11 protein-coding genes are annotated in these 12,624 nt (G+C 41.8%); 10 read left to right on the forward strand and 1 reads right to left on the reverse strand.

Going from position 1 to position 12,624, the window contains the following annotated elements; translation table 11 throughout:
- The first annotated feature begins 95 nt into the window (after positions 1–95).
- The 10 genes from KS242_RS08415 to KS242_RS08460 all read left to right on the forward strand — a co-directional run bounded on the left by KS242_RS08415 (position 96) and on the right by KS242_RS08460 (position 11,967).
- Positions 96–1,736: a spore germination protein gene (locus tag KS242_RS08415; protein WP_217323902.1), complete on the forward strand. Its 1,641-nt coding sequence runs from the start codon at positions 96–98 to the stop codon at positions 1,734–1,736.
- A gap of 12 nt (positions 1,737–1,748) precedes the next feature.
- Complete coding sequence (locus tag KS242_RS08420) at positions 1,749–2,861, forward strand: GerAB/ArcD/ProY family transporter (protein ID WP_217323903.1); 1,113 nt, start codon at positions 1,749–1,751, stop codon at positions 2,859–2,861.
- Positions 2,836–3,996, forward strand: a complete 1,161-nt coding sequence (locus tag KS242_RS08425) for a Ger(x)C family spore germination protein (protein ID WP_217323904.1) — start codon at positions 2,836–2,838, stop codon at positions 3,994–3,996. The genes KS242_RS08420 and KS242_RS08425 overlap by 26 nt, the downstream gene beginning before the upstream one ends.
- Positions 3,997–4,119: 123 nt before the next feature.
- Positions 4,120–5,361, forward strand: a complete 1,242-nt coding sequence (hflX, locus tag KS242_RS08430; RefSeq protein ID WP_217323905.1) for a GTPase HflX — start codon at positions 4,120–4,122, stop codon at positions 5,359–5,361.
- The gene (locus tag KS242_RS08435) at positions 5,358–6,608 is read left to right on the forward strand and encodes a methionine gamma-lyase family protein (protein WP_217323906.1); all 1,251 of its coding nucleotides are present in this window, start codon (positions 5,358–5,360) and stop codon (positions 6,606–6,608) included. Before hflX ends, KS242_RS08435 begins: the two co-directional genes overlap by 4 nt.
- A 99-nt stretch (positions 6,609–6,707) precedes the next feature.
- Positions 6,708–7,100, forward strand: coding sequence for a MerR family transcriptional regulator (locus KS242_RS08440; protein ID WP_077309385.1), 393 nt, complete (start codon positions 6,708–6,710; stop codon positions 7,098–7,100).
- Positions 7,101–7,116: 16 nt separating this feature from the next.
- The gene (gene glnA, locus KS242_RS08445; protein WP_217323907.1) at positions 7,117–8,451 is read left to right on the forward strand and encodes a type I glutamate--ammonia ligase; all 1,335 of its coding nucleotides are present in this window, start codon (positions 7,117–7,119) and stop codon (positions 8,449–8,451) included.
- A 638-nt stretch (positions 8,452–9,089) separates the two neighbouring features.
- Complete coding sequence (locus KS242_RS08450) at positions 9,090–10,010, forward strand: peptidoglycan-binding protein (RefSeq protein WP_217323908.1); 921 nt, start codon at positions 9,090–9,092, stop codon at positions 10,008–10,010.
- Between the two features lie 499 nt (positions 10,011–10,509).
- Positions 10,510–10,689: a hypothetical protein gene (locus KS242_RS08455; protein ID WP_217323909.1), complete on the forward strand. Its 180-nt coding sequence runs from the start codon at positions 10,510–10,512 to the stop codon at positions 10,687–10,689.
- Positions 10,690–11,784: 1,095 nt separating this feature from the next.
- Positions 11,785–11,967, forward strand: a complete 183-nt coding sequence (locus tag KS242_RS08460) for a hypothetical protein (RefSeq protein WP_217323910.1) — start codon at positions 11,785–11,787, stop codon at positions 11,965–11,967.
- Between the two features lie 48 nt (positions 11,968–12,015).
- Here the strand turns inward: KS242_RS08460 and KS242_RS08465 are convergent, their stop codons facing one another.
- Positions 12,016–12,237: a DUF2188 domain-containing protein gene (locus tag KS242_RS08465; protein WP_217323911.1), complete on the reverse strand. Its 222-nt coding sequence runs from the start codon at positions 12,235–12,237 to the stop codon at positions 12,016–12,018.
- Positions 12,238–12,624 lie beyond the last annotated feature (387 nt).

Genomic DNA, 12,624 nt, shown 5'->3' on the forward strand with positions numbered 1-12,624 from the left:
TTAGCTGCTTACAGCTAGAGCTTTTTTATTTGCAGATTTTTACCTTGAATAGGCTGGAATTCATAGGGCACGATACGTAGCAAGGAGTGCAGATAATGGGGAGAATAATCGAATTTCTAGCAAGGACAGATGTTTGGCTTGGAACAATTGTAGTTGTGCTCGTCCCGGTTTTGAGTGCTTTACTTTTTCAGAAGCTAAAAGAGCTTCGCAGAAAAACAAATGTGCGTCCAGAACAGCATTTCAATCCGTCAAATAGCGTGTTAACAGAAAAAATAACATCCAATGTGAAAAGTATTAAAGCAATTGTTGGAGACAGTTCAGACATTATCTTTCGTCAATTTAAATTAGGCAGTGATAATCGCAGCTGCAGCATTGTTCATATTGATGGATTGGTCGATACGCAACAGTTGCAGCAAGCTATTCTGCATCCGTTGCTGCAGGGGAAGCAAACGAAGTCCGCCCTGCATCTATTCAAAAGTCAAAGCATCAAAGATTATTTACTGAACCATACAATTGAAGTTAGTGATATAAAAGTTACGAAAGAGATAGACAAAGTCGTTCGGCAGCTGCTGTCAGGATCGGTTCTGTTATTAGTAGATGGATTGGACGAAGCTTTCCTATTTAGTGTGAAGAAATGGGTTACCAGAAGCGCGGAAGATCCGATTTCAGAACCACTCGTAAGAGGTCCAAGAATGGGGTTTATCGAGAATTTGCGTGACAATACAGCTATTTTACGAAGAATGACGACAGACCCAAATTTGACCTTCACGGATGTCGAAGTTGGTGAGCGAACGAAAAAGCAGCTCACAATAGCTTTTATAAGGGATATTGCTAACGAGGAACTGCTCACAGAAGTAAAAAGGCGAATCAATGACCTAGATATTGATCACGCAGCAGAATCAGGCTATATTGAACAGCTTATCGAGGACGATTATCTTTCCATTTTTCCGCAAGTACAGTCAACAGAGCGGCCGGACCGCGTCATGGCTGCCATTCTTGAAGGCAGAGTTGCAATCATGCTGGACGGCACACCTTATGTATTAATTGCACCGGTGACATTTTCAATGATGCTGCAGTCTCCGGAAGATTACTATGAACGCTGGATTCCGATGTCGCTGATTCGAGCACTTCGGTATGTAGCAGCTCTGCTAAGTGTATTTCTGCCATCTTTTTATATCGCTTTTGTTTCGTTTCACCAAGGTTTGATACCGACAGACTTGGCACTTGCGATAGCGGGAACAAGAGTTGGCGTTCCTTTTCCAACTATTATCGAAGCATTGCTGATGGAGGTATCGATCGAATTATTAAGGGAAGCAGGGGTACGGCTGCCGAAGCCAGTAGGACAAACTGTTGGTCTAGTAGGGGCATTAATTATTGGAGAAGCTGCCGTTCAGGCGGGATTAGTCAGCCCTATCATGGTTATTGTTGTTTCTGCTACGGCTATCTCTTCTTTTGTTTCTCCGCAATACAATGCCGGTATCGCATTACGATTGCTTCGTTTCCTGTCAATGTTTTCTGCTGCTTTGTTAGGTTTATATGGCATCAGCTTGTTTTTCTTAGCCTTGTGTATTCATGCGGTCAAGCTGAAAAGCTTCGGGCTGCCTTATGTGACACCAGGAACGTTGTACAGTAAAGAAGATTGGAAAGACTTCTTCCTTCGATTGCCTTTGTTTACCATGCGGAAACGGCCGGCTGAGTATTATCCAAAGGATCCAGTCAGAAGGAAGAAAAGGTAGGAGCTGTGTAAGATGAAATTAGGGACAAACCAGATTACGACAACACAGATGATTGCATTGCTGTCATCTGCTTTAATTGCAGTAGGAATCTTTACACTTCCTCGAAATTTGGCATTAAAAGTCGGTACACCGGATTTATGGATTAGCACACTAATAGGCGGCATATTTAGTTATGTGACCTGTTTAATTATCGTGTCTTTATGTCTGCGTTTTCAGCAGCTCACTTTCTTTCAATTCAATAAATTAATTGTCGGTAAATGGTTAGGAACAATACTTAGTGTAGCCTTTATCGGATATGCACTTATGATCGGCTCCTTTGAAATCCGTTCTATGGGTGAACTGACACAGTTTTATCTGTTGGAAGATACACCGATTGCTGTCATTATGATTAGCATGTATTGGGTGGCGATTTATCTTTTACCAAGCGGTATAAACCCTATAGCCCGCATAATTGAACTGCTGACGCCGCCTACAATCTGTATCTTCATAATCGTTATCTTGCTTGGACTGAAAGTGTTTGAATTAGACAATCTGCGGCCTGTGCTCGGATTAGGAATTACGCCAGTACTCAAAGGTTTGACCCCAACTTTTCTAACATTTAGCGGTACCGAATTTCTGCTTGTTTTTATTGCCATGATGCAGAAACCGAAAGAAGCGAAAAAGGTAGCATTAATTGGCCTGGCGATTCCAGTATCCATCTATTTACTTGCGATTGTTATCATTACAGGGGGATTATCAATAGAAAGAATGAAGCATCAGAAATGGCCAACTTTTGCGCTTATCCAAGAATACGAATACACAGGTGTTTTATTTGAACGGTTTGAATCATTATTTTTAGTGGTATGGCTAATTCAAATGTTTCTTACCTACGTCGTTTGTCACTACGTTGCGGCAAAAGGAGTGGCAACGTTAACGCGTCTCTCTTATAAAAAAGCGAGCTACATGCTTTTAGCGGTCGTTTACTTTATCTGTTTAATTCCAAGTGATTTGAATCAATTAGAGGAGATGGGTACAATTATTGGCTGGACGAGCTTTGCATTCTCATTTTTAGTGCCTGCGCTGCTTCTTTTAATTGCGTGGATGAGGAGGCTGAAGCTGGATGATGAGCAAAAGGGCAGTACGTAAAATCTGTCTGTGCATGGTATTGCTTTTGTGCATGTCTGGCTGCTGGGACAGCTCCGATATTGAGGATATAAGTTTTGCTATTGGATTTGGGATAGATTCTGTTGATGATGAACAGGCACCAATCCAGTTAACCACGCAAGTTGCATCGACAAAGAAGCAGGGTGGTCAAGCCGCAACAGCGCAGCAAGGTAAGTTGTTTCAAAACCTTACACTAAAAGGAAATAGTATGCATGATATTCTGCGCAGTTTAGCGCTGCAGCTGCCATATCCAGTATTCACTGATCACCTAGAAACAATTGTAATTAACAAAGATACAGCTACTGATTACGACTTATTCATACTACTGGATCAAATGCTTCGTGATAATGTTACTCGTTCAAGCCCAGCTGTTTTGTTAACAAAACAGACAGCGCGTGATGTATTAGCCGTTAATATAGAGGGAGAAATAACAAGCGCTTATATTAATAATTTTTTCGAGAATGAATCGTCCACAATGAAGATTCTTCCGCAAAAGCGTGTTGGGGAAGTCACAGCTAATCTGATATCGGGTACAAGCGTTGTATTGCCGAACATAACGAAAGAGAAAAATACAGTCAGGCTCGATGGTGCAGGTGTTATTCGCGCAAATGATAACAAGCTTGCTGGTTTCTTAACAGATAAAGAGGTAGAGGGTATTAATTGGCTAACAGGAAATGGAAACGGTGGTTTACTTAACTTCAAGGACGAACAAGGAAATACAATTATCTACGAAATCCAGCATTACAAAACAAAGACAAAGCCGTATTATAAAAATGGAAAACTATCTTTTGATGTGCAAATAACAGCGCAAGGGTGGATTACGGAAGATTGGTCACTAACAAGCAATAATTTATCTGAAAATTATATCGCTAAATTGGAGAGTTTGGCTGGAGATGAGGTTGTGAAGATAATCGAAGGTACGATGGAAAAGCTGCAGCAAGACTATAAAGCGGATGTAGTGGAGTTTTATAACAGCTTTCGAATCGCATATCCAAGAGATTATCAAAAAATGAAGAAAGATTGGGATCATTATTTCGCCGATGCTAATGTGGAATATGATGTGGAACTGAAGATTGTAAATACAGGAGATTTGGTGAAAGAAGGAAAGCCCAAATAAAGCAAGGTACAGATATCGCTTATCAGTCGCAATGCTTCATCTAAAATCCTTTAGCCTTCGTTATAAATGCGAAGGCTTTTTCACCGTAAGATAGGGTATAATGACTATAGAAAGGGTGACAGCATGGAACGTGTATTATTGATGGCAGTACATCATCAGAATCAAACATTAGAGCGATTTCAATCATCGCTGGACGAATTAGAAGCATTAACAAAAACAGCAGGCGGAGAAGTGGCAGGTTTTGTCACACAAAAAAGAGATCGTCTGCATCCTGGTACGTATGTGGGCGAAGGAAAGCTGCAGGAGCTTGCAGATCTCGTTGAAGAGGAAGAACCGCTTTTGGTTATCTCTAACGATGAATTATCACCAGGTCAATTAAAAAATATCAGCAACCGTGTCGGAGTACGTGTGATTGACCGGAGTCAGCTGATTCTTGATATATTTGCTACAAGAGCACATACAAGAGAAGGGAAGCTGCAAGTAGAGCTTGCCCAAATGCAGTATTTACTGCCAAGGCTTTATGGCCAAGGTACGGAAATGAGCCGGCTTGGTGCTGGTATCGGAACAAGAGGACCCGGTGAGACGAAACTTGAGACCGACAGACGGCATATCCGCCGCCGGATCGATGAAATCAAGCATCAGCTAAAAGCGGTTGTGTCCCACCGTTCTCGTTACCGGGAGCGCCGTAAATCAAATAAAGCTTTCCAAATTGCTTTAGTAGGTTATACGAACGCGGGTAAATCAACCATTTTCAATCGATTAACCGGCAATGAAAGTTTAGAACAGGATCAGCTGTTTGCTACACTGGATCCTATGACACGCCGTATGCGTTTGCCGTCCGGCTTCCAAGCATTGCTGACGGATACGGTTGGGTTTATTCAAGATTTACCGACTGCTTTAATCGCTGCTTTTCGATCTACACTCGAAGAAGTAACAGAAGCAGACTTTATCATTCATATGGTGAATAGTGCGCATCCGGATCATGAGCAGCAGCAAGCGACTGTTTTAAAGTTGCTGGATGAACTAGGAGCAAATCAATTACCAATACTGACTGTTTATAATAAGACGGATCTTTTGACAGAGGACTTTATTCCAAGTGCACATCCGTACGTGCAAATATCTGCTTTCAAAGAAGAAGACCGCAGACGTGTAATGGAAAAAGTCCAGGAAATGATTCAGGAAGCAAGCGAATTGTATGATACAATCGTACCTGCATCTGGCGGGCGTCTGTTGGACAAGATTGCCCAGGAGACCATCATGACAAAACGTGCATTTAACGAAGAGTTGGATGCTTATGAGGTGAGCGGCTATATTATGAGCGAACACCCGCTTTACCATCAGCTGAAAGGACAGACCGAAGGATGATACACGAAACAGCTAGAAGAACAGAAGAAGAAACAAGTGCGGAGCGAGCTAAGATTGATGAAATCGCCGAGCAGAATCAAAAACGCGTGATGGATGCATTTCGCCACCAGCGCGTGAGCGACAGTCATTTTAATCCTACTACTGGGTATGGGTACGATGACTTTGGACGTGACACATTGGAGCAAGTATATGCGGAGGTGTTCGGCGGGGAAGACGCACTAGTCCGCCCGCAGATCGTCTCTGGTACTCATGCGATTACCACAGCTTTATTTGGCGTCTTGCGGCCTGGTGACGAGCTTTTGTATATCACCGGGAAACCGTACGATACGTTAGAAGGTGTGATTGGCAATCGGGAAGAAGATACAGGATCACTGAAAGACTTTGGTGTTACGTACGATGCAGTTGATCTCACCGAAGACGGAGCAATTGACTTTGCAGCTGTGGAAGACAAGCTATCTCAAAAAACGAAGGTGGTGGCAATCCAGCGTTCGAAAGGGTATGCCGACCGGCCTTCTTTTTCTGTTTCAGAGATTGGAGAGATGGTCCGCTTTGTTAAAGCAAAGCATCCGGAAGCTGTTATATTCGTCGATAATTGTTACGGTGAATTTGCCGAAACAGAGGAACCGCTGCATGTGGGGGCGGATTTGATTGCCGGATCACTTATTAAGAATCCAGGCGGCGGGATTGTCCGCGCTGGCGGGTACATTGCCGGCCGTGCTGAATTAATAGAACGATGCGCTAACCGTTTGACTGCACCGGGTTTAGGCAAAGAGACGGGAGCATCACTTGGCATGCTGCAGGAGCTGTTCCAAGGATTTTTCTTGGCACCGCATGTGGTAGGAGAGGCATTAAAGGGAGCGATATTTACATCACGCTTCCTAGAACTGCTCGGATTTTCGACATCTCCAAAATTCGATAGCAAACGTGTTGACTTAATTCAATCTGTAAACTTCCATTCTGCAGATCAAATGATAGCTTTTTGCCAAGCTATCCAGCATGCATCACCTGTCAATGCACATGTAACGCCGCAAGCTGCACCGATGCCAGGTTATGAAAGTGACGTGATCATGGCGGCTGGAACCTTTATTCAAGGCGCCAGCTTAGAATTAACTGCCGATGGACCAATCCGTGCGCCGTATACAGCTTTTGTTCAAGGCGGCCTCACGTATACACATGTCAAACTCGCCATTAAAGACGCAGCGCAAAATCTATTAGAAAAAGGCTTAATAACGAATAACGAAGCATAACAAAAATTTTCATGTTAACTAAGCTAACATGTGTTGACATTTAAAATTACCTGCGTATATAATAAGCGTAGAGTACATAAGGAAAGGGGATGGACGATTATGAGTGATATGAATCGCCGATCTATGCCCTTGTTCTCTATTGGAATTGTAAAATCACTTACTGCACTAACAGCAAGACAAATCCGTTATTACGAAGATAACGGATTGATTTTCCCAGCTAGAACAGAAGGCAATCAGCGTCTTTTCTCATTTAACGATGTGGATCGACTGCTGGAAATCAAGGAATTGATCGACAAAGGGATCAACCTTGCCGGAATTAAGCAAATGCTGCCAACAAGAGAGAAACCAGCAGCAGAAACGCTTGAAACCCCGATCGAACCGGAAATATCAGATAAAGCACTGAGACAGATGCTACGTCAGGAATTGATGGATACCGGCCGCTTGGGCAAAGCTTCGTTACGTCAGGGAGAATTATCACGATTCTTCCATTAATAGAGGAGGAGAAAGAATGGCGAAATTTACTAGAGAAGATGTAATCAAAACAATCAAGGAGGAAAACGTAAAGTTTATTCGTTTACAGTTTACCGACTTGCTTGGCACAATTAAAAACGTAGAAATCCCGCTTAGCCAGCTAGACAAAGCATTGGATAACGAAATGATGTTCGATGGATCTTCTATTGAAGGTTTCGTACGCATTGAAGAATCTGACATGAAGCTTTACCCAGACTTGGATACATTCGTTGTATTTCCTTGGACTAGCGAAAAAGGCAAAGTGGCACGTTTTATCTGTGATATCTACACTCCAGAAGGCGAACCATTCGAAGGCTGCCCGCGTTATAACCTAAAACGCAACCTGAAGAAAATGGAAGAGCTTGGATTCTCTGCATTCAATATTGGTACAGAGCCGGAATTCTTCTTGTTCAAACTAGACGAAAATGGCGAACCTTCTTTGGAATTGAATGATAAAGGCGGATACTTCGACCTTGCTCCAACAGACTTGGGTGAAACTTGCCGCCGCGATATCGTACTTGAACTGGAAGAGATGGGCTTTGAAATCGAAGCTTCTCACCATGAAGTAGCTCCAGGTCAGCACGAAATCGACTTCAAATATGCACATGCACTAAAGCATGCGGATGATATCCAGACATTTAAACTCGTAGTAAAAACAATCGCCAGAAAACATGGCTTGCATGCAACATTTATGCCGAAACCACTTTACGGTGTGAATGGTTCTGGTATGCACTGCAATATGTCTCTATTTAAAGATGGCAAGAACGCATTTTATGACGAAAGTGGCGAGTTGAAGCTTTCAGAAACAGCATATCAGTTCATCGCAGGTACTCTAAAGCATGCGGTTAACTTCACGGCTGTGACGAACCCAACTGTAAACTCCTACAAGCGTCTTGTACCTGGCTACGAAGCACCGTGCTACGTTGCATGGTCCGGTAAAAACCGCAGCCCATTAATCCGTGTTCCATCTGCACGCGGCATGAGCACACGTGTAGAAGTACGCAGCGTCGATCCAGCGGCTAACCCATACCTAGCAATGAGCGTTCTGCTTGCTGCAGGACTAGACGGTATCCGTAACAATATGGACGCACCAGCTTCCATCGACCGCAACATCTACGTGATGGACAAAGCAGAAAGAGAAAAGAACGGCGTAGCAGATCTTCCAGCTACACTATTCGACGCACTAGAGCAGCTTAAGTCTGACGAAACAATCGTCGAAGCACTAGGCGAGCACCTGTTCGAACACTTCATCGAAGCAAAAGAAATCGAATGGGATATGTTCCGCACGCAAGTACACCCATGGGAACGTTCTCAGTATATGGAGAACTTCTAATCTATTAATCTGTAAACCTCTGATACTATTTGTATCAGAGGTTTTTCTTTTACATAAGTATATTTGTTTTACATCAACAGAAGTAGGAAAGAATAACAAGAGTTTGTATAGTGCAGAATTTTCAGGTGACGGTAGGAAAATTATGGAGTATTCTATTGTGGCAGGAATAATATTGTTAAGATGCGACATTACTAGATTTTGAAGATGATAGAGAAGGTTGACTGGTAGGAGGAATTTATTCATTGATTACGGATATTATGTGGGATATTGAAATTTTAATAAACAGCGTTTTATATTATGGAGCAATACCTGCAATTATTTATGCATTATATTTGCTGCAAAAAATTTCTAAAAAGTAAGCTGCTTAACGAATGGCCTTCTCCGAATATGGAATGGCCTTTTTGTTTGCTCGAATACGAACCTGAAAGTGATAATTTGATTAATTTCTTGTGAATTATTCCTACAAAGGGTGTGTGCCATGTGGTTCTGTAAATTATGATTAGAAAAGAAGGTATTATGGGTTACGGTCTTTTTCTTATTAGAGAAATAAGGCGGCCTATTATACACTAGAATAATCAAAACGCCGTGGACAGCCTTAGAGCTCTTACGTACGATGAAGCGAAAGGAGCTAGATACGAATGGCTAGAGTATCATTAGACACGTTGCTGCGTCGTTCGGAAAGGAATATGGGGAACGGCATGAATCCTATCGTGAAGCAAAGTGCGCTGGAGGTAATTCGGCGGGCATATCAGGAAGGTATCAATGTTCAAATCTCGGAGGGGATGCGGACATATGCAGAGCAGAACCGATTGTATGCGCAAGGCCGGACTGCACCAGGAAGTATTGTAACAAATGCCAGAGGCGGTCAGTCCAACCATAACTTTGGCTTGGCAGTAGATTATTTCCTCACTACTTGGGATGGCACGAAAGCTACTTGGACAGTAAATAACAATTGGCGCCGGGTGGCCGCTATCGCTAGAAGTCTCGGCTTTGAATGGGGCGGTGACTGGCGAAGCTTCAAAGATTACCCTCACCTTGAGATGACGGGCGGTCTTTCTACAGCGCAGCTGCGAGCAGGGAGAAGACCAAGTCTGACGGATCGTACTGGCAGCGCGACCCCTCCGCCTAGCAGTAATAATGGTAATGGCAGCAGCCCAGCACCTGGCGGGACGGAATTGGTTAAAACTGCACAAAGATGGGCGAACCAATATCAGGGAGAAGCAGGTTTTAGGGAACTTGATGTAGATGGATTGAATGGTCCGTTAACAATGGACGCCTTGCTGCGAATTTGCCAGCTGTTCGGTAAGACAGCCATTGATGGTATATGGGGACCTAGAACAAAAGCTTCTGTGCCAGAACAGAGTATCAGCAACCATCAGCCGGGCTGGACACGTTTAATTCAGGCTACGCTCGTATGTTTAGGATACAGATTAAGCATTGATGGAATTTACGGTAATAACACGCGAGACGCAGTGCGTGCTTACCAGCGCAGCCAAGGCATTGGTGTTGATGGCATTGCTGGTCCAGAAACATTTGAAGAATTCTATAAAACTGCGTAATAGCAGCCCTCCTTATATTCGGAGGGCTTTTTCATTACTTCTTTATACATAATTATGTAGGTCTTTTAAGAAACGTGATACCGAAACAGCAAACTGGGTATGATTTATCCGCTTTAGAACAATTGACCCGGCCTATCATCGTCAAAAGAACATGAATTCTTGTTTAATGCTGCTGGTCTAATAATGATTAATCTACAGCTGCACCTAAAGATTCGGAGTGAGCTTGACAAGAATGCCCTCTTGCCATTTAATGGATATTAAATAGAGGTAACAGTCTAAGGAGTTTCAATTGAAGTATTTCGCTACCATTATGTACGCTATGGTCTGATAACAGTAGAGCTTTATTCTTTGGCAGTACATGGGCTTTGATTGACAATAATGGTTAAGAAAAGTCCGTGAGTATCTAACATGTCCTGTATTAAGAATTTGTTCGTACTACAAAAGAAAAACGTGATAAAAGAAATGAAACATCTTTCCTGAATAGTCTGGAGGAAGGCTGATGACACGGTGTATCATCTTTGTTTTAGTAGTATTGGCAGTGATATTTACTGGGTGTAGTAATTCAGAAAGGATGGCTACATCCAAGAAAGATATTTCAGAAGTATCTGTCTCTAAGTCTGAAGATTATGGCGGCTTAAACGAGGCGTTTATTGGAATACTGACAGTCTGCATGAAATGAATTTATTTGAAGAGATGATAAACAGCGCTAGAAAGGAAGAGATAAAAGCAGACGATCCTGCTTATGATGTGTTGCTCGATTACGGCGAAGGGGAATCTGGAGGCGAAAGACTTATCCATGTTACCGAGTTAGATGATGGAAGATGGGTGCTTACATATGATGGACACGAAGATAATGCATGTTGTTACAAAAGAAAGTGCTCAACAAGTTCGATACTTATTTGAATCTGTTGATTAAGTCTTTCAAAAGGACAAGGACTTCATTCAAACAATAAGATAGATCGCCTTCTCCAAGCAATTAATGTTTGCAGAATAGAAAAGAGGTGACGATTATTCGTACAAACTGAATCTTAATAGCGTTAACAATCTTAATACTCTTATTAAACTACCCTGTAAATATGTATTTGTTAAATTATCCGCCAGAGTCAACAGGTACATTTATTGCCTTAATCTTAATCTGCATTGTTATGATGAGACTAACAGATGATAAGAAAGATAAATAAGTAGCAAAGCAAAATCTATGAATGTTCCGCTGTAAGACGCGCAGCTTTCTTATCTTTTATTACTGTAACTAGCATATATATGTTAATCACGACAGCAATTGAAATCATTATTGTAAAGCTGTATGAAACGCTTATATGAAAAATGTTACTTACAACATTAAGTAAAGGGAAAATTATTAAGAAACTGAGAAAACGAGTCTTTCTCTTGGGATCTTCCCCTTCCAGTCGATGAGATTTTAAAAAGCTCAGTGACAGCCACGTGATAAACGGTAAATAGTGAACAAGTAAAATAATAATAAATAGGAGCAAATCGAAAACATCCTTCCAGCCGATCAGTTAATCCTTCGTTATTAGCTAATATTATCCAATTAACAATTATTAAAATTTTAACATAAGATTCCATAAATGTAATCAATAAATATATTCCAATATAAAAGGAAAAGTTGGATACTGATACTATGTCATTTGTCAAAAAGGTAATTGAAATTGTTGATTCAGAAGCAAAGGTGATAGGAAAGTCGAGTCCTGCTCGGATTTCTAGCAAAGTTACAGCATTAGCAGCATGCAATCTTTATTAGAAAGGATGCAAAATAATGAACAAAAGGAAGTTTCTTCAGGTACTGGCATTATCCATCATGATGGGGTCACTGCTGCTGTCTGTACTTTTATCATTTTTAACGGAGATACACCCTGATTACATAGATATACTTAAAATAGTTGCTTTGTGTGTTGCGCTGGGTGCGATGATTCTCTCATTTATCGTGAATGACAATTGACTGGTTCAGTAGAGAGGGAACGCAAAAAGCTACTGCGTTCCCTCTGGATTAGCCTCTCGGTGGAAATGGGTCGTTGCCATAAGAGTCGCGTTCTCTTATTTTTCCGTCTTTTCCGTGGATGAAATGCTCTCCTTCTCCTTTCTTCGCGGCTTCTTTCCCGTAACTCATGGCTTCCTTTTGCGTATCAAAATGAGCAGATGCTCTTTTCGCACCTTCTTTTTTCACCTGCCAATTGCCGTTCCCATCAGGTGTAGTATGATAATTCGCCATATTTTCACCTCCACTAGTTGTATACCACCAATGCATCAATTGAATTCCTCTTTTACATGCAGAAATAAATCTCTAAGGACTACCATGATGTATTTATCAACGACATAGCTAAAAGGGCATGAGTTACTTGCTTTATGAAAAATAAGAGCATAGCAAAAGGAGCTTTGGAAAACAGCTTTTGGAAGGTGACGCCAGGAATACTGCTAAGCGCACTCCGCACCGAAATGAAACTAGCGAATAGCAAAGAAGAGGAGCTTGCCTGGTAGGTAAGCTCCTCTTCATTTACACAGCTATTTTATCTTTCTTTAAGATAATAATCATCCGTATTATGCTCATTTTTGCGGTAGCTTCGTGTGTATCCGCATTTACATGTATCAGAAACACTAT

Source organism: Terribacillus sp. DMT04 (assembly GCF_019056395.1).
Classification (GTDB): Bacteria; Bacillota; Bacilli; order Bacillales; family Amphibacillaceae; genus Terribacillus; species Terribacillus aidingensis_A.

What these genes read in the sequence shown, in the direction of transcription:
- KS242_RS08450 (WP_217323908.1), top strand. Translation starts at nt 9,090, where the DNA reads ATGGCTAGAGTATCATTAGACACGTTGCTGCGTCGTTCGGAAAGGAAT.
- KS242_RS08455 (WP_217323909.1), top strand. Translation starts at nt 10,510, where the DNA reads ATGACACGGTGTATCATCTTTGTTTTAGTAGTATTGGCAGTGATATTT.
- KS242_RS08465 (WP_217323911.1), bottom strand. Translation starts at nt 12,237, where the DNA reads ATGGCGAATTATCATACTACACCTGATGGGAACGGCAATTGGCAGGTG.
- KS242_RS08435 (WP_217323906.1), top strand. Translation starts at nt 5,358, where the DNA reads ATGATACACGAAACAGCTAGAAGAACAGAAGAAGAAACAAGTGCGGAG.
- KS242_RS08460 (WP_217323910.1), top strand. Translation starts at nt 11,785, where the DNA reads ATGAACAAAAGGAAGTTTCTTCAGGTACTGGCATTATCCATCATGATG.
- KS242_RS08440 (WP_077309385.1), top strand. Translation starts at nt 6,708, where the DNA reads ATGAGTGATATGAATCGCCGATCTATGCCCTTGTTCTCTATTGGAATT.
- glnA (WP_217323907.1), top strand. Translation starts at nt 7,117, where the DNA reads ATGGCGAAATTTACTAGAGAAGATGTAATCAAAACAATCAAGGAGGAA.
- KS242_RS08415 (WP_217323902.1), top strand. Translation starts at nt 96, where the DNA reads ATGGGGAGAATAATCGAATTTCTAGCAAGGACAGATGTTTGGCTTGGA.
- KS242_RS08420 (WP_217323903.1), top strand. Translation starts at nt 1,749, where the DNA reads ATGAAATTAGGGACAAACCAGATTACGACAACACAGATGATTGCATTG.
- KS242_RS08425 (WP_217323904.1), top strand. Translation starts at nt 2,836, where the DNA reads ATGATGAGCAAAAGGGCAGTACGTAAAATCTGTCTGTGCATGGTATTG.
- hflX (WP_217323905.1), top strand. Translation starts at nt 4,120, where the DNA reads ATGGAACGTGTATTATTGATGGCAGTACATCATCAGAATCAAACATTA.